Source organism: Halomonas eurihalina (assembly GCF_008274785.1).
GTDB classification, from domain to species: domain Bacteria; phylum Pseudomonadota; class Gammaproteobacteria; order Pseudomonadales; family Halomonadaceae; genus Halomonas; species Halomonas eurihalina.
The window spans coordinates 115,472-139,375 of sequence record NZ_VTPU01000007.1 but is presented as its reverse complement, the minus strand read 5'-3'; the positions used below and the strand labels follow the sequence as shown (position 1 = coordinate 139,375).

Here is a 23,904-nt window from a genome sequence, read left to right as displayed (position 1 = left end):
ATCAACTCCCCAACCCACTTACCCTCATCACTCTCCGTTGCGCGGCGTCCAGTAGCTGCCCCCGGCCGGTTTCCACCAGCGTCAGCCAGTGGCGGGCGCGGGTGATGCCGGTGTAGACCAGTTCCCTTGTGAGAATCGGATTGGGGGCGTCGGGGAGTACCAGGGCGGCGTGGGTGAATTCCGAGCCCTGGGATTTGTGCACGGTCATGGCGAACACGGTTTCCACGGCTTGCAGGCGTGAGGGCAGTACCCATTTGATGCGGTCGCTGCCGTCGCCGGCGGGGAAGGCGACACGCAGCAGGCGCGGGTTGTTGTCGCTTGAGTTGGCGTCGGGGCGCGGCATGGCCAGCGTGATGCCGATGTCGCCGTTCATCAGCCCTAGGCCGTAGTCGTTCTTGGTCACCAGTACCGGGCGGCCGGGGTACCAGAGGTGGCGGCCGTCCTGGCTGTCGATCAGTCCTTCCTTTTCCAGTGCCTGGCGCACGCGTTCGTTCAGGCCCTCCACGCCCCAGGGGCCGCGCCGCAGGGCGCACAGCAGTTGGAAGTGGCCGTGGGCTTCGAGCACTTTTCTGGCCCAGTCGTCGAAGGCCGTTTGATCGGCGTCGTCCGCCGGGCGTTGTTCGGCCATGATCGAGAGAAAGTGCTGGTAACCGACCGGCGGCGTTCTGCCGGCGGCGGCGGTACTTGTCTCGGCCTTGGGAAAGCCTTCGGGATAGCCGGTCACCGCGAGACGGGCCAGGCGGCGTTCGTCGTCCTTGGGCAGCTTCAGGTGCGAGAGGTCGGCGAAGCCGGCGCTGAGTGCCTGCTGAATCGCCCGGCGCTGCTCGGCGGGCTCGTTCTCACGCTCGAGCGGGGCGTTGATGGCGGCGGCCAGTTGGCCGATGCCGCTGTCGGCGGTGAAGCGGTGGCTGACGCGCAGCATGGCGATGCTCTGGTCGAGCGGTTGGCCGTCGGCATCGAGATAGTCGCCGGGCAGCGCCTGGCCGGTGGCATCATTCAGCCAGTCGGCGGTGGCCGGGGTGTAGTGGCCGCCATCGGCACGGGCGCAGAGGTCGCCGAGGATCGAGCCGGCTTCCACCGAGGCGAGCTGGTCCTTGTCGCCGAGCAGGACCAGCCGGGCGTGGGGCGGCAGCGCTTCGAGCAGGGCGGCCATCATGCCCACGTCGACCATCGAGGCTTCGTCGACCACCAGCACGTCGAGCGGCAGCGGGTTATGGCGGTCGTGGCGGAAGCGTCGTGTATCCGGGCGTGAGCCGAGCAGGCGGTGCAGCGTGGAAACGTCCTGCGGCACGGCCTTGTGGAGCCGTGCGGCGGGGCTTGTCTCGCCATCGCTCGGCGTTGTCTCGATCTCGGCCTGACTGGCCAGGGCGTCGAAGGGCAACTGGCCGACCTGGCCGGCGATGGATTCGTTGAGCCGGGCGGCGGCCTTGCCGGTGGGCGCGGCGAGGCGGATGCGCAGGGCGGGCTCGCCGGCGCCCAGGGTGAGAGCCTGGAGCAGGGCGAGCAGGCGTACCACGGTGGTGGTCTTGCCGGTGCCGGGGCCGCCGGTGATCACCGCGAAGCGCGAACGCGTGGCCAGGGCACAGGCGGTCTTCTGCCAGTCGAGCTCGTCGCGGGGCGCGAAGAGGGTATCGAGCAGTGGCCGCAGGCTGGCGGCTTCCACGCTCGTTTCATCGACCGTGAGCCGTGTTGAGATCCGGCTATGGATATCCTGCTCGTGCTGCCAGTAGCGGCGCATATACAGCCGGGGCCGTTCGGCGTCGCCGTCGAGCACCAGGGGCGTGGCGCCGGGGCCGTCGCCGACCAGCTCGGGCTGGTGCAGGGCGGCGCGCCAGGTGGCGACATCGAGCCCGGCCATTACCTGGCTGGGCAGCGGCGGCGGTTCTTCCAGGCTGTCGCCTTCGGGGGGCAGCGAGAGGGCGAGATCCGGCGTTTCCAGGGTGAGGGCGAGATCGAGGCAGACATGCCCGCGCCCGAGCTGGTGGCTGGCGAGTGCTGCGGCCAGTAGCAGTGCGGGTGAGGCCTCGCTTACCTCGCGACGCAGGAAATCGGCGAAAGCGCGGTCGAGCGAGCGCAGCCAACCGCGTGCCACCCAGCGCTCGAGCAGGGCGAACAACGCTTCGTGATCGTCGAGGGCGCGCTCGGGGGAAACAGTCGTGATATCCGGCGTCATGCGGCGGCCTCCTCGGCGTCGCGGAACAGGGCGTCGAGCCCTTCGATCAGTTCGCGGGATGGGCGCTCGGCATGCACGCCGCGCGAGGGCGCGCGGGTGCCGCGCAGGAAGACGTAGAGCGCGCCGCCCAGGTGGCGGTCGATGTCGTAGTCCGGCAGGCGGGAACGGAGCAGCCGGTGCAGGGCCAGCAGGTACAAGCAGTACTGCACGTCGTAGCGTTTCTCGAGCACCGCATCCATCATGGCCTCGGGCGAGTAGGCGGCGTCGTCCGCCCCCAGGTGGTTGGATTTCCAGTCGAGCACGTAATAGTGCCCCTGGTGTTCCGCCACCAGGTCGATGAAACCCTTGAGCATGCCGTTGAGCCGGTCGGGGTCGAGCGCCGGCCGAGGCCTTCCGCCGAGTGTGTGAGTGCTTACGAGGGCGTCCAGCCGGCGGGTGTCGACCCGGTGGGCGGCCAGCCAGAATTCCATCTCGATCTTGTAGCTGTCGAGCCGGTCGAGGCGCAGCGGGGTGTCGTCCGTGGCCGTCTCCGCTGGGCTGTCAGGAACCGGGAGTTCGGCGCTCAGCAGGCTGGGCAGCCATTCGACGAGGGCGGGAATCTGGTTCTCCCAGCCGCGTCGGTTGGCGCGGCGGGCCAGGGTCTCGTCGCGCAGCTCGGCGTCCTCGGCGACCCGGGCGAAGCCGTGCTGGCCGGCCCATTCCAGCAGGCCGTGGAGAAAGGTGCCCGCCGAGGGGCCGCGAGGAAATCTATGCAGTGAGCCCTCGCTCACCGGCTCTTTATTGGCAGGCATGGCGCCGCTGTCGCGGGGCTCGTCGTGGACCTCGCGGGCGCTTTCCTCGCTGGGCGTGGTGGGCTCGCTGCGCGACGCGGGCGCCGAGTCGTCGCTGCCCATGGCTGAATAGCTATTGCTTGAATAACTAGTGCTTGAATAACCCAGCGCCGAGTAGCTGGCGATCCACCAGTGTTCGCGGATGGTGCGTTGCGGGCGGCGTGCCGGGGCCAGCGGCGCTTCGTCGTCGTCCGGCGGTACGGGCGTGGTGTCCGCTTCGGGGGCGTCGCTGACGACGACCGTGCCGCCCTCGGTGCCGCTCTGAGTACTATCATGAGCCGCGTCGTCGAGGGCTTCCAGCGCGGGGCGCAAAGCGTCGGGCGGCAGCGGTTGGCCACCGGCGACGAGCCAGCCGATGGCCGAGTGCTCCAGGCCTTCCAGCGGGGCGAGGCCGAGCCAGGTGGCGTGCCGTGCCCGGGTGAGGGCGACGTAGAGCTTGCGCATGTCCTCGCTGAGCCGTTCGTGATCGGCGCGCTCGCGTATCGTCTCGTCGGCTTCCAGGGAGAGGTGCAGCCGGCCCTCGTCATCGTGCCAGCGCAGCGGCAGGTCGGTTTTCTTTGTCGGCCGGGCGGCGGCGATGAAGGGCAGGAAGACCAGCGGATACTCCAGCCCCTTGGACTTGTGGATGGTGACGACCTGGACGAGATCGGCGTCGCTTTCCAGGCGCAGGCGATGGGCCTCGCCCTGCTCCTGCGGCCGGGCGATGGCCTCGCGCAGGTGGCGCAGCAGGGCGTGCTCGCCGTCGAGCTCGTTGCTGGCTTGCTGGAGGAGTTCGCCGAGGTGCAAGAGGTCGGTCAGTCTCCTTTCCCCCTCGGGCACGGCCAGCAGCCGGCCGGGCACGCTGAAGTCGGCCAGCAGCCGGTGGAGCATCGGCAGTACGCCGCGCTGTCGCCATTGGCGGTGGTAGTCGCGGAACTGCATCACCCGGGCTTCCCAGGCCAACTCGTCCTGCTGGTTGCCGCCACTCATGGCGTCGAGCTCGGCCAACGTCAGGCCGAGGCTGGGAGTGGCCAGGGCGGCGCGCAGGGCGCGGTCGTCGTCGGGCGCGGCGCAGGCGGCCAGCCACAATTCCAGCTCGGCGGCGGCCTCGGTCTCGTACACGCCTTCCTTGTCGGAGAGGTAGACGCTGCGCACGCCGTGCTCGAGCAGCGCGCGGCGGATGGCGCGCGCCTCGCCGGCGTTGTTGACCAGCACGGCGAGATCCGACGGCGCCAGCGGGCGGAAATCCTCGCCTTCGGTGAAGCCGGTTCGGCCGGCCTGGCCTTCGCGGAGCAGCGCGACCATCTGGCTGGCGCAACGCGCGGCCAGTTCCCGCAGGTAGGCGGATTTCGACAGCGGCATCTCGGAATCGAGGTGCCAGAGGGTCAGGGCCGCCTGAGGCGCGCCGTCGCGGGTCAGTGAGTCCTTGCGTCCCTTGGCGCTGACGGGCTGAAAGGGAACGGGATCTTCTCCGCCTTGGCGGAACAGGAAGGCGCCGCCTTCGTTGTTTGCCTCGGCGTGTTCGAAGACGCGGTTGACCGCGGCGACCATGGTGGCGGTGGAGCGGAAGTTGGTGCCGAGGGTGACGTGGCGACCGGCGGTGTCGCGCCGGGCCTGGAGATAGGTGTGAATATCGGCGCCGCGAAAGGCGTAGATAGCCTGCTTGGGGTCGCCGATCAACAGCACGGCGCTCTTTTCAGCGCCCGAAGCCGCGCCCTTTTCAGCGCCCGATGCCGCGCTCATTTCACTGTCATCAACGACGCCACGGTTCTCGGCGAGTCGATAGACGCGGTCGAACAGTCGGTATTGCACCGGGTCGGTGTCCTGGAACTCGTCGACCAGCGCCACCGGGAACTGGGCGCGGATGCGCGAGGCGAGGGTGTCGCCGGCTTCGCCCTGGAAGGCTGCATCGAGCCGGTGCAGGAGGTCGTCGGGGCCGAGCTCGGCGCGGCGGCGTTGGACCGTCTCGCGGCGCCGCGCCATCCAGTGAACGGCATGGGAGAGCAGATCGGCGAAGGGCTCGGGCAGCTCGGCCAGGCGGTCGCGCAGTTCGACCAGGGCGTTCAGGGCGGGATGCTCTGGCGGCGGACCTTCCTTCCAGATCTCGGCCAGGCCCTCCGGCGTCAGGCGTTTCCAGGCGGCATCGGTGAGGCCGGGCGTCACGGCCTCGGGGTCATTGGCCCAGTCGCGCAGCTTGTTGAGCCAGTTGGCGCGGTTCTTGGCGTTGAGCTTCTGGCCATTGAACGCCTTGCGGGCGGCGGCTTCCTCGAGCAGCGCTTCCAGTTCGTCGACCCAGGCTGGCCAGGGCGCCTTGAGTTCGCCGAGGATGCGTTCGCGCTCGGCCCGGGCGTTGGCCAGTGTCTCGGCCGGCGGTGGTGCCTCGGGCAGGGCGGCGGCGTGGACCCGCAGGCGGCCGACGGCCTCGTTGAGGGCGTCCGGCGAGGCCCAGTGCTTGGTGATCACGCCCAGGGCCTTGGGGTCGAGGGCGTAGTAGAAGGTTCGCCAGTAGTCCCGGGCGATCTCCTGATCCATCGCCGACTGGTCGAGTTCCATGGTCAGGGCGAACAGGCTGCCGCTGTCGAAGGCGTGTTCGCGCAGCATGCGGTGGCACCAGGCGTGGATGGTGGAGACGGCGGCCTCGTCCATCCATTCGGCGGCCAGGCGCAGGCGGCGGGCGCAGGCCGGCCAGCTTTCCCGGGGGTAGCTGTCGCGCAGGGCGAGCAGCGGATCCTGGCTTCTGGCATTGTCGTTATCCGCGGAGTGTTGTTCCGGGGATGAGTTATCCACTGCCGGCTCGGCGAAGAGGTCGGGGGTGGTGTTCCGGGACGGACCTCCTTCAAGGCCTGCTCCAGACGCCCCTTCGGCGTCTTTCCCCGCCGCGCTGGTATCGGCCTGAAAGGCGTCGGCGGCTTCGACGAGCCGGGCGCGGATGCGCTCGCGCAGTTCCTGGGTGGCGGCGTTGGTGAAGGTCACCACCAGGATTTCCGGTGGCGTCAGTGGTCGGGGAAAGGCCGCGGTGTCGTCGGCGTTGCGCGGTCCCAGCACCAGCCGCAGGTAGAGCAGGGCGATGGTGAAGGTCTTGCCGGTGCCGGCGCTGGCCTCGATCAGGCGGCTGCCGGGCAGCGGCAGGTGAATCGGGTCCAGGTTGGGGGCGTGTTCGCTCATGACTTGTCTCCCCTCGGCTGGCGCTTCGCGGTGCCCGATTTCTGTTTTTGGATGACCTTCACCGCATAGTGCAGCGGCCCGTAGAGGCGTTCGGCCAGTTCGCCGAAGCGTCGGCCGGCGGCCTGGTGGCGGGCCAGCTCGTCGAAGTCGCGCCACTGGCGGGCCAGGTAGGCGTCGCGGCTGAGTTCGCCGCCCTGGTGGTCGTTGCCTTCCAGGGTCTGGACGGCAGCCTTGGCGGCCTTGAGGTCGGTTTCTTCGGCCTTCTCTATGTCGCCCAGGTAGCGCTCTACCCCGCTGGCGTCGCCGCCTTTCTCGATCCAGGCGAAGGCGGTGTCGCGGGCCAGCGGCAGTGGTGCGGTCATGCCGGCCTGCCAGGCCGAGGCGATGGCGGTCAGCCGGGCGCGGGCCTCGTCTGCCGGCAGCGGATACAGCGTGCCTTCGCCGGCCCGGGAGCGCAGCTCGGTGATCACCGGGCCGACGGCGATCTGGGCGGCCAGATGCTCGACCCAGGGCGTCAGCCAGTGCTTCCAGTTGTACTTGCTCTGATTGATCAGGCTGCTGGTGAGCAGCAGCAGGCGGCAGGTTTCGCCCTGGTCGTTCTCGCGTAGCTCGCCGAGCCAGTCCTCCACGGCCAGTTCGCCGCCGTCGGCGTCCAGCGAGAGCGAGACCGGCGCCGGCATCGGCCGGGCGTGGGGCCAGGCGTCGAGCAGCTCGGCGTATTTGGTGAATAGATCGTCCAGGGGCGCGACGAGGTCCTCGCGCATGCGCTGGGCGAAGCCGCCCATGGCCAGCCGGCCCTCGCGCTCGAGCCGCGCCAGGGTCTCGTCGACGACGGGCATGGGCGGCTCGCTGGCTTCCACGGCGCGTCGCCCGGCGTCGATCAGCTCGTTCTGGAGCTGCCAGTGGGCCAGGCCGTCGAGGTCGAAGGGCTCGTGGTCGGGGCTTTCGGCAGCCTCGCGCTCGAGGTACACACCGAGCCGGGTGTTGAAGAAGGCCTTGACCGGATCCTTGAGGAAGGCGCCGAGTTGCTTGAGCGTTAGTGGGGTTTCCTGGGTCATTGCCGGCAAGCTGGCTGTGTTCGGCGATACGGCGTTAGAACCAGGCTCAAGATGCTCATTCGCGTCTGGCTGGCCGGTGTGGATGGCCCGCCATTCATGGGCATAGGTGAACAGCCCCTTGTTGGCAGCCTGCGTGGCGGTGGCGTCAGCGTGGTTGGGCTGGCGGAAATAATCTCGGCTGAAGGGCTGCAGCGGGTGCTCGGTGGTCAGGGCGTCGAGCAGCGCCTGGCCATCGTCATCCTGCTCATCCGCTGTGTGCCCGGCCAGGCGCCAGCCGTCGGCGAGGTGGTCGCGCAACTGGCCGAGCAGTACCGAGGGCGGCTGGAGGGCGTTGTCGTGAATGCTGCGGCCGACCCAACTGATCATCAGCCGCTCGCGTGCCGAGAGCAGCGCCTCGAGGAACAGGTAGCGGTCGTCCTCGCGGCGCGAGCGGTCGCCGGGGCGGTAGTCGTGGCCCATCAGGTCGATGTCCAGCGGGCGCTGGGTGCGCGGGTAGTCGCCGTCGTTCATGCCCAACAGGCAGACGTGGCGGAAGGGAATGGCGCGCATCGGCATCAGGGTGGCGATGTTCACCGCGCCGGCCAGGAAGCGCTGGGAGAGGTTGTTGCCGTCGATCTGGCCAAGCCAGTGTTCGCGTACCACCGAGAGCGGCAGGGGCTCCTCGAGGCCGGCATCCTCGGTGGTGTCGCGCCATTCGTCGAGCAGTTCCTCGAGCCGGGTCAGGGTGGTGAGATCGGCTTCGTCGGCGGCGCTGAAGCAGTCGGCGAGCAGCTCGCGCAAGCGCTGGCACCAGGTGGCTACGTCGGCAGGCTCGCTCAGGTGGCGCCAGAGGGTGTCCAGGGTGTCGAGCAGATCCACCAGCGGGCCGGCCAGCGCGGCTTCCAGGCCGCCGATGTCGCCGAACGGCTCGATGCCGTGCCAGGGGCCGTCGGCGTTGTCGCCCACCGCATAACCAAGCAACAGGCGGCGCAGGCCGAAGGCCCAGGTGTTGGCGGTGAGCCCGTCGGGCAGGTCGAGGCGGGCGCGCTGGTCGGCGCTGAGCCCCCAGCGGATGCCGGCGCCCTCGATCCAGCGTCGCAGCACCGGCAGTGCCTCGGTGTCGAGCCCGAAGCGCTGGCGCAGGGCGGGCACTTCGAGCAGGTCGAGCAGCTCGCCCACGCTGAGCCGCGATTCGGGCAGGTGCAGTAGCGCCTCCAGGGCGATCAGTAGCGGTTGGCGGTGGCGGCTGGTCTGGTCGGAGAGCGTGAAGGGAATATGGCGTGGATCGTCCGGCGCCAATCGCCCGAACACCGCCTGAACGGCGGCGGTGTAGGTGTCGATGTCGGGCACCATGACCAGGATGTCGCGGGGCTTGAGGCTCGGGTCGGCATCGAAGGCGGCCAGCAACTGGTCATGGAGGATCTCGACCTCGCGCAGGGCGCTGTGGGCGACATGGAAGCGCAGGCTGGTGTCGCGCTCCGGGTCGACCGCCGGCCAGATGTCGCGGCTCTCGCTCGGCGGGCGCAGCTCGAGGATATCGTCCTGCAACTGCTGGAGCAGGCCGGGCGCGTCGCAGCCTTCCTGCGGCGACTCGAAAAGGTCGATGCGCAGCGACTCGGCCTCGAAGCGGGCTCGGTAGCTTTCCTGGTCGTCGAATTCGTCGAGCAGGCGCAGGTAGTCGCGGCCCTGCTTGCCCCAGGCGGCCAGCAGCGGCTGGGCGTGGAGATGCAACTGGGTGTCGTCCAGTTCGATGGGCATGCCGGGCCGACGTTGCTGGCGCTTGCGGGCGGCGCGCAGCAGGTCCTTGTGCTCGATGATGTCGGCCCAGTAGTGGCGACAGGGATTGTGCACGCAGAGGATCACCTGGCTGACCCGGGCGATGGCGGCCAGGGCCTCGAGGGTCTGGCGGGGCAGCGAGGAGATGCCGAACACCATGACGCGGCGCGGCAGGCCGGGAGGACGAGTCTCGGGGGTAAGTTCCTTGCAGGCTTCGAGAAAGCGGCTGTGCACCAGGGCGCGGCTGGTGGCCAGCCCCGCCGCGCCCTGATCTTGTGAAATGTCGTCGCGCAGGTAGCGCCACAGAGCGGGCTGCCAGCGCTGGTCGTCGTCGAGCGGCCGGGCTTGGCCGCGGGCGTCGATGAGCGCGTCGTGGCCTTCCGCCCAGGCGGCCAGCCAGTCGGCGCGGTAGACCTGGTACTGGTCGAACAGGTCGGCCAGGCGCTCGGCGAGCTGATGGCGCTTGCGCAGGTCGTCGTCATCGGCCAGAAAGCGCGACAGCGGCGCGAACAGTGGGTCGTCGAGCAGGGCGGGCAGCAGGCGCATCAGCCGCCAGATCAGCCGGGGCTTGTCGAGCGGCGACTCCGGCGGCACGGCACCCTCGCCATCGCGATGCACCAGCACACTGCGGTAGGCCTGCCACAGGAAGCGCGCCGGCAGGGTGACGTCCAGCGCCGCCGCCACGCCGCTGCCCTGAGGATCATCTGCGGCCAGGGCGAGCTTGAGCCACTGGCTGATGCCGTTGCTCTGCACCAGGATGGTCTCGTCTTCCAGCGGCGTCAGCGGATGGCTGCGCATCCAGGTCACCGCCAGGTCGCGCAGGTCCTCCAGGCGATTGCCATGCACCACCATGAAGCCGGGTTGCAGGGTGGTGTCGGATGTGGCGAGCATGGCGGTTCCTTCGCGGCGGCGAGCGTGCCTTCATGGTGCCGCAAATCGGTGGCGTCATGAAGCCGGCTCACTAACATTGCTCAACGGACAAAAGCGTCCGAGATTGCCTCCACGACAACCCGAACCCGCGCGGTGTGTGCCAGATCCTGGTGTAGCACCAGCCATGCTTCGTATGGCGTGGCCCGATGGCGATCGGGCCATACACGCACCAGTCGGCTGTCACGCTGGGCCAGATAGTCCGGCAACTCGCCCAAGGCCAGACCAGCTCGCACGAAGGTTGCCAGCATCAAGCTGGAATCCAGTTCGGCGACCACGCGTCCCTGGCCTCTGGGGGCACCGGCCAGGGTGTCGTCCTGCCGTCCCGTTACCCCTTCCTGGTAAAGTGCTATGTCGTGGCCCGCGAAGCCCTCGTCGGGGTGCGGTTCGCCATGCCGTTCCAGATAGCCCTGGGTTGCGTACAACCCGACCTCCCAGCGGGCAAGCTGTCGCACGATCAAGTCCGGCTGCTCCGGTCGCAGCGTGCGCACGGCAACATCCGCTTCGCGTCGCGCCAGGTCGAGCAGCCGTGTCGTGGTACTCAGGATGACGCGTATGTCGGGATGAGTGGTGCGCAGGCGCTCGATCGCTGGTACCACGAAGTCCACCGCCAGTGCGTCTGTGGTGGTCACGCGAACCTCGCCGGCGACACGCTCGTCGGCCCCTTCGCTGAGTCGCTCGAAGGAAACGGCCAACCGCTCCATATTCTCGGCCGTGGGCAGCACTTGCCGGCCGCTATCGGTGAGGGTCAGACCACCTTTGGTCCGCAGGAACAGCCGACTGCCCAGTGTCCGTTCCAGGCCGGTCAAACGCCGGCCCACCGTGGTCTGGTCGAGGGCCAGCCGCTGTGCCGCCCCGCGTAGTGTGCCGGCTCGATACACCGCCAGGAAAAACCGCACGTCGTCCCAGTTCATCCGGTGCCTCTTTGATGCAAATATGCAGGAATGGTCTGCATTTTAATGCATTTTTGCATCAAGGGTGCCTTCGTACAATGGCACTCCCTTCCTATGAACCCTTGATGAGCAGCCGAGTTATCGGCTGCGGAGAGCTGCCATGCCTCGCTTATCTTTCGTCCTGACCGTCGCCATGCTCAGTGCCTTCGGCCTGATCGCCTCGGACGTTTATCTGCCCGCCATGCCGAGCATGACGATCGAGTTCGGCGTCGCCGACTGGCAGATGCCGCAGACCGTCTCTATCTACCTGCTGGCACTGGCGACTGCACAACTGTCTTATGGGCCATTATCGGACCGCTATGGCCGAAAGCCCCTGCTGCTGGCCGGCATCGCCCTGTACATGGTCGGTTCGCTGGGGTGTGCCGCCTCAGGCGGTTACACCGGGTTTCTGATCTGGCGCATACTCGAAGCGGTCGGCGCAGCGGCGGGCTTGGTCATTGGCCGCGCCTTGATCGCCGATATCTGCGATAAGCGCACCTCGGCCAAGGTCTATGCGGTGGTCTATCCCCTGGTGTCGTTGTCGCCGGCTTTGGCGCCGGCCATCGGCGGACACCTGGCCGCGGTATTCGGATGGCGGGCTGACTTCCTGTTCGTGGCCGCCTTTGGTGCCGCGGCGCTGTTGATGGTGCTGACGCTACTTCCGGAAACGCTTCCCGCCGCGTCCCGTACCCGGACTTCGCCATTCGCCGGGTTCGGCCATGTCGTCCGCGATCGGAATTTCCGCCGCTACACCCTGGTGGTCTGCGCCATCTACTGCGCCTGGTTCGTCTATCTGACCCAATCGCCATTCCTTTTCGCGCGCCAGGGGTTGAGCGAAGAACAAAGTGGCTGGCTGTACCTGCCGCTGACAGCCGGCATCATCGGCGCCAATCTTCTGGCCAAGCGGCTGCTCGATCGTTGGCCCTATGACCGCATCGTCGCCGCAGGTATCGGCTGCTTTGTGCTCGGCGGCATAGCCTTCCTGGGCATGGCTGCCCTGGAGAGGCAAGGTGCGGTTACCGTGGTGTTTCCGATGTGCCTGGTCAGCCTGGCCAACGGCTCATCATTGTCGCTGGCCGTATCCGGAGCCATCGCCAGCGAACACGGGTATGCAGCCACGGCATCGGGGCTGGTAGGGTTCTGCCAGATCGGTAGTGCCGCGCTCGTGGCGATGGGGATAAGCGCAACGTTTGGCACCGGGTTTAACGTGCTAGGGGGCGCAGTGCTGACACTTGCCCTGGTCGGGACGTCCGGCGAAGCAGGCCTGATATCCGGATATTGATCAAGCTGCGCTTCCTTGCCTCATAATACGCTCATAGTCGATTTGTAGCACAGACCCTGATGCCGGCATATTGGCCAGCGTTGTTGGTGATAAGCCCAGTCGAGCCGAAGTCACGAAAAGATATTTGTGACTGCTGTCGAAGGCACAGCTCGTTGGCCGAAGGACAGGAAGCGTGATTCTTTGCACGATATCTCCGTCCGCCGATATGCGTGCAATGCCGGCACCATCGAAGAGAACGCTGAGCAAGCATCCTTCCTGGTCAATCAGCAGTCCATCCGGCTTCCCTTCGTTTGGGGCAATGTCGATGAGCCGGTGTCGATGACTGACCTCACCGGAAAGTTCGTCGTGTTCATAAGCGTAGATGGTCCCATGCCGTGAATCCGTGACATAAAGCGTTCCCCCATCAAGGCTTCGGGCGATGCCATTGATGAGTGTGAAGCCTGAATCGATCGTTTCCCACACACCGTTGGGGGCGAGGCGATAGAGATAGCCGGAGCCTTCGCTCAGGCCTTCGTCCATCAGGCCAACCCAAAGATGACCTGTGGGATCGAGGTAAGCATCGTTAAGCCGATAGCCTTTCTGAGCGTGAGGAGCTGTCGCTATTCGCTGCCTCTTTCCCGTGGTCTCATCGACTCTCTCTATATGGCAACCGATACCAACGAGCAACTGGCCCTCATGTGTTTCAGTGACAAAGCCGAGTGGTGAGGGCATGGTATGAACAATATTCTGCCCTGTGGCGGGGTCGAAAACATTGAGAGAGGCTTCGAGGGTGTCGACCCATAGAAGGCGGCCTCTGGATTGACTCCATACAGGGGACTCGCCGAGCGTTGCTTGGCTCGAAAATGCTATTGATATGTTATTCACGAGCGAGGCTCCACGTCATGAGTGGCGATAAGGGGCCAGTTTTTCGCAACCTCATGAGCCGTTGATGCCTGAATGGCTTGCAGATTGCGAGGATAGTCAACGCCTTCGGCTTCCATTGCTTTGGTGGCATGAAACTGGCCATTTGCGGCACGAAGGATCCATCCACCTTCGGAACATGCTGAAGACGCAAGGAATGCCACACCTGGCGCCACCGTGGAAGGGTGTAGTTCGTCAGGCTCTCCCTCGATTCCCCACATGCGTGTCTTGGCGACAGGGGAAATTGCATTGACGATGATATTGTCCTCTCTCCCTTCGACTGCCAGGACGTTCATGATGCCTATCACAGCACTTTTGGCTGCAGAATAAGAGGCTAGTCCTCGATGAACATATTGGGGATAAAGCGCCCGACAGGATGTCGTCATGACAATGCGGCCATAGTCTGCCGCTTTCATCGTGGGCCATGCCGCTTGTGAGAGCCAGAGAGGCGCTTTGGCGGCAATCGTCATCATTCGGTCGAAGGAAGCTTCTTCTATTGTCTCGATGCTTTCATAGGCAACCCAGCCAGCATTATGGATGAGAGCGTCGAGTTTCCCTGCGATGCGCAATGCCTGAGCGATGAGTCTATGGCAGCCTGCGCGGGAACCAATGTCTCCGATAATGGCTCGTGCATCGAGTCCTTCTTCCTGCAGTCGTCGGGCGGCAGTTTTCGCCACCTCTGGTGAGTCTCCGTTGCCGTCGCTATCTGCACCGATATCGTGGATGAGAACCGTGGCACCGAGTTGTCCAATATAGCGTGCATACGAGAAACCAAGCCCTCGTCCAGCCCCGGTGATGAGTACTGCCTGGTCTTCGAAGTCCATCATTCCATACTCCAGTCGATACATTCAGGAAGAGCATGGAGTCGTCGTTTTGATATATAAAATACTGTCTATGATGATCCGTGATATATTTTTTGTATCATTGAGCCGTTGAGTCACCCAGGCACATTCGGGGGAGAGGGGCATGGCGATAGATGTCAGGGCACGGGTTACGTTACGCACCATGGAACAATTCGTCGCTGTAGCGGAAGAGCTGCATTTCCATCGAGCTGCGGAAAGACTGAATATGTCGCAGCCTCCCCTTACCAGTGCGATTCGCAAGCTGGAGGAGGATATCGACGTGACGCTGATCGAGCGCGGAAACCGAGTGCTTGGATTGACGCCAGCGGGAGAAAAGTTTCTTGAGGAAGCGCGCGAGACCCTCCGACAAGCAGAGCAAGCCATAACAGGTACAAAAGACGTGGCGGCAGGGCGAACGGGTTTGGTGCGCCTTGGCTATGTGGGAAGTTCACTTTATGGTCGTTTGCCCGATGCCATTCGTGCATTCAGGCTGCAATATCCAAAGGTGCGCCTTGAGCTTCGTGAAGCGACTACCGCCGCGCAGATTGCCGCAATACGCGCTGGAACGATGGATGTCGGTGTGGTGATACCTCCACTTCATCATGCTGAGGATGTTGAGCTGGATCGCTTCGACAGTGACCGGCTATGCATGGCGTTACCGAAGGATCATCCTCTTGGAAAGCAAGGTAGGGTAAAACTCTCTGATCTGTCGGATGAACCGTTTGTTCTCTGGCCCATGCTTGAAGGGCGTGGGTTTCATCTACAAGTGATCCGCCTCTGTGCAAATGCAGGGTTTGTGCCGAGAGTCGAACAGGAAGCGTATGGAATGCATGCGGTTCTATCCTTGGTAGCTGTCGGATTAGGAGTTTCCGTCGTGCCCGAGAGCATGAGTGGGTTCCGTGATGATCGAATCACTTATCGACCAATAAATGATGCTGGCTCCGAGTTCGAACTCTCTTTCATTTATCGTGATCTTTCTCCTTCAGCGGCATCCTTCGTTTGTCACGCCTCGGGTAAAGAGAAATATAAGGTGCTCTAGAGCCAAAGGTTCTCTAGAGCCAAAGGTTCTCTAGAGCCAATAGTTCGGCCAGCGACGCCCTTCTCCCAGGTTGTTGATCAGCAGCACTACCAGCACCAGGCTCACCGAGCCCGCCAACACCGGCATCAGCAGGAAGTCATAGCCCACTGCACCGGACATCATCACCACCAGCGGATTGGCGCCCGCCGGGGGATGCACCACCCGCAGTCCCTGCATGGCTGCGATGGCCACGCCAACGCCGATCGCCATGGCCAGCGGTCCGGTGCCCAGCAGTTGCATGGCGACCAGGCCGACCAGTGCCGAGACCAGGTGACCGCCGATCACATTGCGGGGCTGGGCCAGCGGCGCGCCCGGCGCGGCGAACAGTAGCACACAGGTGGCGCCGAAGGGTGCCATCAGCAGCGGCACCTCGGTGAACCGGGTCAGCCAGGCCACCAGCCCGATGCCGCTTATGCCGCCCATCAAGCCGGTGAGTATCTGGAGGGTATCGGGACGCGCCGGCAGGGTGCCGCCACCCTTCATCTTGTGGAGCATAGAGGTAGCCTCGTCAAGGTTATGTACAGACAGGTCTGTACAGTAGTAGCATGCATGCATCGATGCAAGACTCCCGATGAAGAGGAGGTGTGTTCATGGCCAAGCGCGACGACATTCTGGCGACGGCGACCCGGTTGTTCGGGGAGCATGGTTATCATGCGGTTGGTGTGGATCGTATCCGGGACGAGGCCGAGGTCTCGAAGATGACGCTCTACCACCACTTTCCCGGCAAGGAAGCGTTGGTGGAGGCAGTGTTGGAGCAGCGCCACGAGCGCTTCATGGCCTCCCTGAACGCCGCGGTCGAGTCGGCAAGCACGTGGGAGACACGGCTTCGCGCGGTCTTCGACTGGCATGCCCGCTGGTTCGCCTCCGAGGACTTCCATGGCTGCATGTTTCTCAAGGCGACCGAGGAATATGCCCGGGAGCCGGCTTCCCTGCTGGCCCTATCGCGGCGCCACAAGGCTGAGGTGAAGGCATTGGTCGAGGAGATTATCGCCGCGCAGGAAGGCGTGTCTGCCCCGCGGCTGGCGCGCCTCGTTCAAGTGACACTGGATGGCATGATCGTCAATGCCTATCTGTTCGGCCCGGACGCCGTGGACGATGCCTGGGCAGCGCTGGCGCCGTTATTGGCGCTGGACGCCCGACCACTGGATCGCGAAGGCGCGGCGGACTGGACACGACCCTGAGCGCTCTCACGGGCCGTTCAGCGGGCCTTGCCGAGCGTGCCCTGGTCGAATGCAGCGGCTTCGCTAAGCAGCCAGTCGATGAAGCGCGCAACGGCGAGTGGCGCTTCGCCGGTCGGCGGCGTCAGCAGGTCGTAGGTCATGGGGGAGGCGAGGACGTGGCGCTCGCCGAAGGGGCGAACGAGCACTCCGCTTTCCAGCCGGTCCATGGCGACGGGATGGCTGGCCAGCATGATGCCTCGCCCGGCGATGGCCTGATCCATGGCAAGGCCGTACAGCGAGTACCGGCGTTGCGGCGGTGCTACCCGGTCGACGACACCGGCGGCGTCGAGCCATGCCTGCCAGCCCGGGAAGGTGACGCCCTGGGGAGAGTCCCAACTGACTTCCAGCAGAGTGTGATGGGCCAGTTCGGCCGGTGTCATGGGCTGGCTTCTTTGCTCCAGCAATGCGGGGGCGCAGACGGGAAACAGTTCGTCGCCGAACAGCCGGTGATTCTGTGCCTCCGGCCAGGGGCCGCGGCCATAGCGAATCGCCAGGCGAGCGCCGTCGCCTTGCCAGGCGGGTAGGGTCAACGACTGGCTGGCATCTAGTGAGATGTCGATACCGCCTACCTTGGCGTCGAAATCAGCCAGGCGAGGAAGTAGCCACAGCTGCATGAAGGACGGCGGGGCGCTGAGCGTCAGCATGGGGACCTGCCGTGCACGCTCGCGCGCAGCCATGACACCGGTGGCAATGCGTTCGAGGCCGCTGTCGATGTCCTTGGCCAGCTGTCGTCCGGTCTCGTTCAAGTGCACACCGTTGGCGTGCCGGGCAAAGAGCGGTACCCCGAGCCGATCCTCGAGCTGCTTGACCTGACGGCTGACCGCTCCGGGGGTGACGCCGAGTCGGCTGGCGGCCCCCTTGAAGCTTTCCGTGCGCGCCGCCTCGGCAAATGCCCGCAGCGCATTCAGGGGAAGGCGTTCGATCTTCATAGAATGAATTTTCCTGAGCCTTGGCCTCCAGATTAATCGTTTGGAGGCGATGCCGACAAATGCTCCACTTGGCATCTATCACTACCAAGGGGGCGACATGCAAAATGCCAAACAGTTGAGTCATGCTATGGAGCCGGCAGGCGGTGGCCCTGTGCGCCGGCACCTGGACATGCAGGCCAGTGCCCTGATGGTACTGTTCTGCCTGGCGCTGGGATTTCAGCAGGTGGCCATCAAGATGGTCGCGACAGATATCTCGCCACTGGCACAGATTGCGTTGCGCTCATCCCTGGCGGCGTTGTTGGTAGGGGCGCTGGTTTACCAGCAGGGCATTCGAGCCGGCGATCTTCGCGCGCACCTCGGCCCAGGGATTCTGGTAGGGCTGGGGTTTGCCGCGGAATTCGTGTTCGTGGCCTGGGGGCTGAACTACACGCTGGCGTCGCACATGTCGGTGTTCCTCTACACGGCTCCGGTGTTCGCGGCCCTGGGACTGCACCTGCTGGTGCCGGGGGAGCAACTGACACGGCGCCAGTGGATGGGCGTCGGGCTGGCTTTTGCCGGCATGGTGCTCGCCATGGCACCCGCGACCGACATCGAGAATGCCGGCGACATCCTGCGGGGCGACCTCCTGGGGCTGCTGGCCGGTCTCGCCTGGGCCGCCACGACTCTGGTGATACGTCGTTCCTCGTTGTCCGAGGCGCCCCCGGTCCAGACGCTTTTCTACCAGCTCGCCATCGCCGGTCTGTTGTTGCTGCCCGTGACAGCGCTGCTGGGCGATCTCGGTCGCATCCAGGCGACCGGGGCGGTGGTGGCCAGCCTGACCTTCCAGACGCTGGTCATCTCCCTGGCCGCGCTACTGCTGTGGTTTGCGCTGCTGAGGCGCTATTTCGCCTCTCAACTGGGGATTTTCTCGTTTCTGTCACCAGTGTTCGGCGTGTTGTTCGGCGCACTGCTGCTCGGCGAACCTCTGACGATCAATTTCCTCGCGGGCGGCCTCTTGCTGCTGATCGGCCTGCTGGTGGTGACGCGTTAGCAGCCTGGCCCTCTCGGCTCTTGAGCGTCACCATGGGGCCGTTCGCATCACAGGGAACCTGTCTGCATGAACACCGAACGTTTCGAATGCGACGCGCCGGTCGGGGTGATCGCCGATACTCACGGCACGCTGCGTGATGAGGCGCTGACGATGCTCGAGGGCTGTGGCGTGATCCTGCATCTCGGCGATGTGGGCAGCCGCGATCAGGATGCGGTGATACTCGAGCGGTTGGCCGAGCTGGCGCCGATCCATACGGTGCGGGGCAATGTCGACACGGCGCCGTGGGCAGAGCGGCTACCCTGGCACCTCGATCTGGTGGTGAATGGCTGGCGACTTCACCTGGTGCACGATATCGCCGACTTCGTGCCCGATACGCCCTGCGATGCCGTGCTGCATGGCCACTCCCACAAGGCGCGCAACGAGTGGCGTGACGACCGGCTGCTGTTCAATCCCGGCGGCGCCGGCCGTCGCCGCTTCTCGCTGCCGCTGACCCTGGGCTGGCTGTGGACCGACGAGGCGGCCCTGCGCGGTGCCATCCTGCATCTGCCGGTGTGAGCGCGACACGGCGGCGCTGCGCTCCTGAGTCTGGGTGCTCCGAGCATGAACGATCTAGTGGGCTGGCAACATGGGCAGCCATAGTGCCAGGGCGAGCAGGGTGGCCAGCAGCACCGGCGGGGTGATGACCAGCCCGACTTTCATGTACTGTCCCCAGCCGATGCGGTAGCCCTTGCCGGCGAGCACATGCAGCCAGAGCAGCGTGGCGAGGCTGCCGATGGGCGTGAATTTGGGGCCCAGGTCGTTGCCGATGACGTTGGCGTAGACCATCAACTGCTGAGTCTGCTGCGCGATATTCGCCTGGTCGATGGCCAGCGCGCCGATCAGCGTGGAGGGCATGTTGTTCATCAGCGAGGCGAGGATGGCGGAGGCGAAGCCGGTGCCGACGGTCGCCACGATCGTGCCTTGCTGGCTCAGCCACTCCAGCACATCCGCTGCTCGGGCGGTCAGCCAGGCATTGCCCAGGCCATAGACCACCAGGTACATGCCCAGCGAGAACAGTACGATCTGCCAGGGGGCATTGCGAATCACGCGTTTGAGCGAGATGACATGCACATGCCCTGGCGTCAGCCAGCGACCAGCGATGGCCATCAGCACGATGGCGGCCACGCCCATGATGGCAGCGAACGGGATCGGCCAGCGGGTCGTCAGGAACAGGGCGATCAGCAGCACGCCCAGCAGCGGAAAGGCGGCGCGAAAGACCTGGTGATCGCGAATCGCTGAGGCCGGTGCCTCGAGTCGTTCGACATCGTAGCGGGCGGGGATATCGCGGCGGAAGTACCAGCCCAGCACGACGAGGGTGGCGATCAGCGAGACCAGGTCGACCGGCACCATGACCTGTGCGTAGCGCGTGAAGCCGATGTCGAAGTAGTTGGCGCTGACGATGTTGACCAGGTTCGAGATGATCAGCGGCAGGCTGGTGGAGTCGGCGACGAAGCCGGTGGCGATGATGAAGGCCAGGGCGGCACCCGGCCTGAAATCGAGCCGTGCCAGGATGGCGATGACGATAGGCGTCAGCAACAGGGCCGCGCCGTCATTGGCGAACAACGCCGCGATCATCGCGCCGAGCATCACGATCAGTGGAAACAGCAGGCGACCGCGGCCGTTGCCCCAGCGGGCGATATGCAGGGCGGCCCAGGCGAAGAAGCCCGCCTCGTCGAGGATCAGCGAGATGATGATCAGGGCGACGAAGGTGAAGGTGGCGTCCCAGACGATGTGCCAGACGGTATCCACATCGCCCCAGTCGACCACGCCGGTGGCCAGTGCCACCGCCGCGCCGCCCAGGGCGCTCCAACCGATACCCAGCCCTTTCGGCTGCCAGATGACCAGCACCAGCGTGGCCACGAAGATGGCGAAAGCCAGCATGAAGGACTCCTTTCCCGGTGGTTTGGCTTAGGTTTTGTGCGAAAAGTCGGCGAGCGATGGCCAGACAAGGCAAGAATCGGTGAAAAGACGGAGTTTACGTGGTGTAAATGAGTACTTTGAGCCGATTTTTAACGCCGTATGGGCGAGTGCAGACAGTTTTCGTACAGAACCTAGTGCGTGGCCTGATTGACGCGTCGGGACACGGCCTCGGCACTCTCGACCCGTTCCGAGTAGCGGTCGGTCAGGTAGGCGGCGCGCCCGCGCGTCATCCAGGTAAATTTCACCAGTTCCTCGCAGACATCGACGACCCGGTAGTAGAGAGGCGAAAGATGCATGCGACCGGCCTCGTCGAACTCGTTGAAGGCCTTGGGCTGGGGATGGAGCACCAGGAGGTGCGGGGGATGACGAGGCTGGTCCGGGCCGACCAGGGCATCGATGTCGATGGGATGCAAGTACTCGGGGTCGATGTTGGGTAATTGATCCAGCCTCATGAGACGTCCTCACCGTTGCACAGGTTCTCGCCAGCCTCTCGGTTGCAGTCGGCGGCGGGGTGTTGCAATTCCCGCAGGAGCGGTTCGCACAATTCGGCGCGTCCGGCGCAGCAGTCGTGCACCAGGAAGCTGAGCGTCTCCCGCATGTGATCCAGGTTGGCTCGATAGATGATCGAGCGGCTCTGCCGACGCGAGCTCACCAGTCCTGCCCGCGACAGCACGCCCAGATGCGTCGACATGGTGTTGTGCGGCACGCCCAGCAGTCGGGCGATCTCGCCGGCCGGGAGGCCTTCCGGTTCGAATCGTACCAATACGCGGAAGGTCTCCAGGCGGGTCGCCTGGGAAAGTGCCGTGAAGGCGTCGAGAATCTTTTCATTGTCCATATGTCGAGACTTACAGAAATAAAGGCGGGAATCAATTGATGCTGACGTTCGTGGCTCAGGCGCCTGGCAAGTCGCCGCTCGTCATGCGGAGCGGCGACGGCACCCTCGTCGGGGTGCCGTCATGGGAGGCAGGGCGGCTCAGCGATAGGTGGCGTCGAAGCGCTGGCGCAGCTCGTTCTTCTGCACCTTGCCCATGGTGTTGCGGGGCAGGGCGTCGATGAAGAAGACGCGCTTGGGCTGCTTGAACTTGGCCAGGCGGCCCTGGAGGTGGTCGAGCACCTGCGCTTCGTCGAGGCTGGCGCCCGGCTCGCAGACCACCGCCGCCGTGACGCCTTCGCCGAAGTCCGGGTGGGGCAGGCCGATCACCGCCGACTCCTGTACGCCCTCGAGCTCGTCGATCACCTGTTCGACTTCCTTGGGGTAGACGTTGTAGCCGCCGGAGATCACCAGATCCTTGTCGCGACCAACGATCTGCACGTAGCCGTGATCGTCGATCATGGCCAGGTCTCCGGTGATGAAGAAGCCATCTTCCAGCAGTTCCTCGCGGGTCTTCTCGGGCATGCGCCAGTAGCCGATGAAGACGTTCGGGCCGCGCACCTGCAGCAGGCCGATCTCGCCTTCGGCGACTTCCTCGCCCGTTTCGCGGTTGGTGATGCGGATCTCCACGCCGGGCAGCGGCTTGCCGACGGTGCCGGCGCGGCGCGGGCCATCATAGGGGTTGGAGATGTTCATGTTGGTTTCGGTCATCCCATAGCGCTCGAGGATGGCGTGTCCGGTCCTGGCCTCGAAGGCTTCATGGGTTTCGGCGGTTAAAGGGGCGGAGCCAGAGACGAACAGCCGCATGTTGGCGGTGCGCTCGGCAGTCAGGCGCTCGTCGGTCACCAGTCGGGTATAGAAGGTGGGCACGCCCATCATCACGCTGCCGCGGGGCATTTCCTCGAGGATGACCTCGGCATCGAACCTGGGCAGGAAGAGCATGCTCGAGCCAGCCATCAGGCTGACGTTGCAGGCCACGAACAGGCCGTGGGTGTGGAAGATGGGCAGGGCATGGATCAGTCGATCTTTCGCCTCGAAGCGCCAGGCATCCACCAGGGTCTCGGCGTTGGAGGCGAGGTTGCGGTGGGTCAGCATGGCGCCCTTGGAGCGACCGGTGGTGCCGGAGGTGTAGAGAATGGCGGCCAGGTCGTCGGCCCCGCGTGGCACTACCTCGTCGCGCGGCGTGGCGTGTGCGGCCTTGTCCAGCAAACTGCCGTCGGCATCGGCTCCCAAGGTTTCCACCGCCGGGCAGCCGGTCTCGGCGGCGATGGCGCGGGCATCCTCGTGGATCTGGGGCCGGCAGACGAACAGGGCGGGTTCGGCGTCGCCGAGGAAGTAGCGGATCTCATCAAAGGTATAGCCGGTGTTGAGGGGCAGATAGACGCCGCCGATCCGCAGGCAGGCCAGGTAGAGCAGGATAACTTCGGGGCTTTTGTCGACCTGGACGGCAACCCGGTCGCCGGGCGAGACGCCCAGCTCGGTCAGGGCGCCGGCCAGGCGCGCGCTTTCGGCGAGCGTGTCGGCGTAGGAGTAGCGTCGACCCTCGCGGGTGGTGATGAAATCGGCGTCGCCGCGCTGCTGCATGCGGTTGGCGAAGGTCTCGAAGAGGTTGTGGCTCATTTCAGCTCTCCCTTGGCCTGCTGTTTCCTGGCCTTGCGGGCGAGGTCGCGAACCTCGCTAGAGCAGGCCACGGTGGCGTTGGCGGTGTAGTTCTCGTGGTTGCGTTCGATGTCGTTGAGCACGTAGAGGTAATTGACCATCAGGCCGGCGGCCTGCTCGAGCCCCTTGTTTGAGATGTCGCCGAGCCAGTTGATGCGATGCAACTCGGCGCCGTTGCCGAGGTGAAAGCGGGCCACCGGGTTGAGCGGCAGCCCCCGGTCGTTCTTCTCCTGCGTCAGATAGCGGGCGGCCACCGGCCGCACGACGGCCTTGAGGGCCTCGGCACGTTCGGGATCCTGGTGCCAGCCCGGCTCTTCCAGGGCCGCGAGCGCCTCGCGCTGGGCCTCGGACGTGCTGTCGTCGTCGCGCTGTGCCTTCAGCCATTGGGCAAAGCCCGGCACCGGCGAAAGGGTGACGAAGTGCTTGAGCTGGGGCAGTTCCTGCTTGAGTTCCTGCACCACCTGCTTGATCAGGAAGTTGCCGAAGGAAATGCCGCGTAGTCCGGTCTGGCAGTTGCTGATGCCGAAGAAGGCGGCGGTGTCGGCATCCTCGGGTGCTTCCACGTCGCTGTCTTCCCCCGCCAGGATCGGCTGGATGTGATCCGGCAAGCCCTTGCACAGCGCCACTTCGACGAAGATCAGCGGTTCATCGCCGATGGCGGGGTGGAAGAAGGCGAAGCAGCGCCGGTCACGGGTATCGAGCCGTCGACGCAGGTCGTTCCAGTCGTGGATTTCGTGCACCGCCTCGTAGTGGATGATGCGCTCGAGCAGCGAGGCCGGTGTGTTCCAGTCGATGCGCTTGAGCATCAGGAAGCCGCGATTGAACCAGGAGGAAAATAGGTGGGCGAAGTCGGCATCGATGCCCGCCAGCTCCGGGTGTTCGCGACGCAGGGCGAGCAGGTCCTCGCGCATGCGGACCAGTTGATAGGTGCCATCGCTGGCGAGGTTGAGCCGCCGGAACAACTCCTGGCGCCGTGGTTCGCAGGCTTCGAACAGGCCGTTCAGGGTGGCGTTGTCGCGAGACTCGCGATAGGCGGCGTAGGCCTGGTCGATCCGCGCCGGATCGGCGGCGAATTCCTCGGCGAGCCGGGCGAAGAAACGCCGACGTTCGCTGCCATCCAGCCGCTCGTACATGGCCAGGGCGCGGCTGGCCAGGGCGATGCTCGAGGCCTCGCCATCGCTGTCCAGCAGGGCTCGGCAGGCGCCCACCAGGTCGGCGTGGTCGGGATTGGCGTTGTACCCGTGGCGACGTCGCAGCAAGGCGTCGCGTTGGGTAATGTTGTTGAACATCTCCTGCAGGAAGGTCATGTTCATGA

The 23,904-nt window shown here is 65.2% G+C and carries 17 protein-coding genes and 1 pseudogene; 5 read left to right on the top strand and 13 right to left on the bottom strand.

The features are described from left to right. Nucleotide 1: 1 nt before the first annotated feature. From recD to FZZ93_RS08895, 4 genes are all read right to left on the bottom strand, one after another. Nucleotides 2–2,173, bottom strand: a complete 2,172-nt coding sequence (gene recD / locus FZZ93_RS08910) for an exodeoxyribonuclease V subunit alpha (protein ID WP_149321973.1) — start codon at nt 2,171–2,173, stop codon at nt 2–4. Then, the gene (gene recB, locus FZZ93_RS08905; RefSeq protein WP_149321972.1) at nt 2,170–6,147 is read right to left on the bottom strand and encodes an exodeoxyribonuclease V subunit beta; all 3,978 of its coding nucleotides are present in this window, start codon (nt 6,145–6,147) and stop codon (nt 2,170–2,172) included. Before recB ends, recD begins: the two co-directional genes overlap by 4 nt. After that, complete coding sequence (recC, locus tag FZZ93_RS08900) at nt 6,144–9,851, bottom strand: exodeoxyribonuclease V subunit gamma (protein WP_149321971.1); 3,708 nt, start codon at nt 9,849–9,851, stop codon at nt 6,144–6,146. The genes recB and recC overlap by 4 nt, the downstream gene beginning before the upstream one ends. An 80-nt stretch (nt 9,852–9,931) precedes the next feature. Beyond that, nucleotides 9,932–10,801 (bottom strand): LysR family transcriptional regulator, encoded by an 870-nt coding sequence (locus FZZ93_RS08895; RefSeq protein WP_149321970.1) that lies wholly within the window; start codon nt 10,799–10,801, stop codon nt 9,932–9,934. A gap of 139 nt (nt 10,802–10,940) precedes the next feature. On the opposite strand from FZZ93_RS08895, the gene FZZ93_RS08890 reads away from it, so the two are divergent. Then, nucleotides 10,941–12,101, top strand: coding sequence for a multidrug effflux MFS transporter (locus FZZ93_RS08890; protein ID WP_149321969.1), 1,161 nt, complete (start codon nt 10,941–10,943; stop codon nt 12,099–12,101). Here the strand turns inward: FZZ93_RS08890 and FZZ93_RS08885 are convergent, their stop codons facing one another. Beyond that, on the bottom strand, nt 12,102–12,965 hold the full coding sequence (locus tag FZZ93_RS08885) for an SMP-30/gluconolactonase/LRE family protein (protein WP_149321968.1): 864 nt from the start codon (nt 12,963–12,965) through the stop codon (nt 12,102–12,104). Continuing rightward, nucleotides 12,962–13,828, bottom strand: coding sequence for an SDR family NAD(P)-dependent oxidoreductase (locus FZZ93_RS08880; protein WP_149321967.1), 867 nt, complete (start codon nt 13,826–13,828; stop codon nt 12,962–12,964). Before FZZ93_RS08880 ends, FZZ93_RS08885 begins: the two co-directional genes overlap by 4 nt. 139 nt (nt 13,829–13,967) lie before the next feature. On the opposite strand from FZZ93_RS08880, the gene FZZ93_RS08875 reads away from it, so the two are divergent. Continuing rightward, nucleotides 13,968–14,882, top strand: a complete 915-nt coding sequence (locus FZZ93_RS08875) for a LysR family transcriptional regulator (protein WP_149321966.1) — start codon at nt 13,968–13,970, stop codon at nt 14,880–14,882. 30 nt (nt 14,883–14,912) lie between these two features. Here the strand turns inward: FZZ93_RS08875 and FZZ93_RS08870 are convergent, their stop codons facing one another. Further along, the gene (locus FZZ93_RS08870) at nt 14,913–15,416 is read right to left on the bottom strand and encodes an HPP family protein (RefSeq protein WP_149321965.1); all 504 of its coding nucleotides are present in this window, start codon (nt 15,414–15,416) and stop codon (nt 14,913–14,915) included. A gap of 95 nt (nt 15,417–15,511) precedes the next feature. Here FZZ93_RS08870 and FZZ93_RS08865 point away from each other — a divergent pair, with 95 nt between their 5' ends. Next, nucleotides 15,512–16,102 carry a TetR/AcrR family transcriptional regulator gene (locus FZZ93_RS08865; protein WP_149321964.1) on the top strand — a complete coding sequence of 197 codons (591 nt, stop codon included), beginning with the start codon at nt 15,512–15,514 and terminating at the stop codon, nt 16,100–16,102. Between the two features lie 17 nt (nt 16,103–16,119). Here FZZ93_RS08865 and FZZ93_RS08860 read toward each other — a convergent pair whose 3' ends face one another. Further along, complete coding sequence (locus FZZ93_RS08860) at nt 16,120–17,070, bottom strand: LysR substrate-binding domain-containing protein (RefSeq protein WP_149321963.1); 951 nt, start codon at nt 17,068–17,070, stop codon at nt 16,120–16,122. Nucleotides 17,071–17,167: 97 nt separating this feature from the next. On the opposite strand from FZZ93_RS08860, the gene FZZ93_RS08855 reads away from it, so the two are divergent. Together FZZ93_RS08855 and FZZ93_RS08850 are read left to right on the top strand one after the other, a co-directional pair. Further along, nucleotides 17,168–18,100, top strand: coding sequence for a DMT family transporter (locus FZZ93_RS08855; protein WP_246146166.1), 933 nt, complete (start codon nt 17,168–17,170; stop codon nt 18,098–18,100). Nucleotides 18,101–18,166: 66 nt separating this feature from the next. Then, nucleotides 18,167–18,655 carry a metallophosphoesterase family protein gene (locus FZZ93_RS08850; RefSeq protein ID WP_149321962.1) on the top strand — a complete coding sequence of 163 codons (489 nt, stop codon included), beginning with the start codon at nt 18,167–18,169 and terminating at the stop codon, nt 18,653–18,655. 54 nt (nt 18,656–18,709) lie between these two features. On the opposite strand, the gene FZZ93_RS08845 is transcribed toward FZZ93_RS08850, so the two are convergent. The 5 genes and pseudogenes from FZZ93_RS08845 to FZZ93_RS08825 all read right to left on the bottom strand — a co-directional run bounded on the left by FZZ93_RS08845 (nt 18,710) and on the right by FZZ93_RS08825 (nt 23,902). Then, nucleotides 18,710–20,020 (bottom strand): arsenic transporter, encoded by a 1,311-nt coding sequence (locus FZZ93_RS08845; protein ID WP_149321961.1) that lies wholly within the window; start codon nt 20,018–20,020, stop codon nt 18,710–18,712. A gap of 170 nt (nt 20,021–20,190) precedes the next feature. After that, nucleotides 20,191–20,391: pseudogene (locus FZZ93_RS18540) on the bottom strand (arsenical resistance protein ArsH); the annotation flags it as partial. A gap of 116 nt (nt 20,392–20,507) precedes the next feature. Next, on the bottom strand, nt 20,508–20,894 hold the full coding sequence (locus tag FZZ93_RS08835) for an ArsR/SmtB family transcription factor (RefSeq protein WP_149321959.1): 387 nt from the start codon (nt 20,892–20,894) through the stop codon (nt 20,508–20,510). Between the two features lie 138 nt (nt 20,895–21,032). Continuing rightward, the gene (locus tag FZZ93_RS08830) at nt 21,033–22,550 is read right to left on the bottom strand and encodes a malonate--CoA ligase (protein ID WP_149321958.1); all 1,518 of its coding nucleotides are present in this window, start codon (nt 22,548–22,550) and stop codon (nt 21,033–21,035) included. Then, entirely contained in the window at nt 22,547–23,902 is a 1,356-nt protein-coding gene (locus FZZ93_RS08825; protein WP_149321957.1) for a malonyl-CoA decarboxylase, read from the bottom strand. The genes FZZ93_RS08830 and FZZ93_RS08825 overlap by 4 nt, the downstream gene beginning before the upstream one ends. Between the last annotated feature and the right edge of the window lie 2 nt (nt 23,903–23,904).

What these genes read in the sequence shown, in the direction of transcription:
- recD (WP_149321973.1), bottom strand. Translation starts at nt 2,173, where the DNA reads ATGACGCCGGATATCACGACTGTTTCCCCCGAGCGCGCCCTCGACGAT.
- recB (WP_149321972.1), bottom strand. Translation starts at nt 6,147, where the DNA reads ATGAGCGAACACGCCCCCAACCTGGACCCGATTCACCTGCCGCTGCCC.
- recC (WP_149321971.1), bottom strand. Translation starts at nt 9,851, where the DNA reads ATGCTCGCCACATCCGACACCACCCTGCAACCCGGCTTCATGGTGGTG.
- FZZ93_RS08895 (WP_149321970.1), bottom strand. Translation starts at nt 10,801, where the DNA reads ATGAACTGGGACGACGTGCGGTTTTTCCTGGCGGTGTATCGAGCCGGC.
- FZZ93_RS08890 (WP_149321969.1), top strand. Translation starts at nt 10,941, where the DNA reads ATGCCTCGCTTATCTTTCGTCCTGACCGTCGCCATGCTCAGTGCCTTC.
- FZZ93_RS08880 (WP_149321967.1), bottom strand. Translation starts at nt 13,828, where the DNA reads ATGATGGACTTCGAAGACCAGGCAGTACTCATCACCGGGGCTGGACGA.
- FZZ93_RS08875 (WP_149321966.1), top strand. Translation starts at nt 13,968, where the DNA reads ATGGCGATAGATGTCAGGGCACGGGTTACGTTACGCACCATGGAACAA.
- FZZ93_RS08870 (WP_149321965.1), bottom strand. Translation starts at nt 15,416, where the DNA reads ATGCTCCACAAGATGAAGGGTGGCGGCACCCTGCCGGCGCGTCCCGAT.
- FZZ93_RS08865 (WP_149321964.1), top strand. Translation starts at nt 15,512, where the DNA reads ATGGCCAAGCGCGACGACATTCTGGCGACGGCGACCCGGTTGTTCGGG.
- FZZ93_RS08860 (WP_149321963.1), bottom strand. Translation starts at nt 17,070, where the DNA reads ATGAAGATCGAACGCCTTCCCCTGAATGCGCTGCGGGCATTTGCCGAG.
- FZZ93_RS08855 (WP_246146166.1), top strand. Translation starts at nt 17,168, where the DNA reads ATGCAAAATGCCAAACAGTTGAGTCATGCTATGGAGCCGGCAGGCGGT.
- FZZ93_RS08850 (WP_149321962.1), top strand. Translation starts at nt 18,167, where the DNA reads ATGAACACCGAACGTTTCGAATGCGACGCGCCGGTCGGGGTGATCGCC.
- FZZ93_RS08845 (WP_149321961.1), bottom strand. Translation starts at nt 20,020, where the DNA reads ATGCTGGCTTTCGCCATCTTCGTGGCCACGCTGGTGCTGGTCATCTGG.
- FZZ93_RS08835 (WP_149321959.1), bottom strand. Translation starts at nt 20,894, where the DNA reads ATGGACAATGAAAAGATTCTCGACGCCTTCACGGCACTTTCCCAGGCG.
- FZZ93_RS08830 (WP_149321958.1), bottom strand. Translation starts at nt 22,550, where the DNA reads ATGAGCCACAACCTCTTCGAGACCTTCGCCAACCGCATGCAGCAGCGC.
- FZZ93_RS08825 (WP_149321957.1), bottom strand. Translation starts at nt 23,902, where the DNA reads ATGAACATGACCTTCCTGCAGGAGATGTTCAACAACATTACCCAACGC.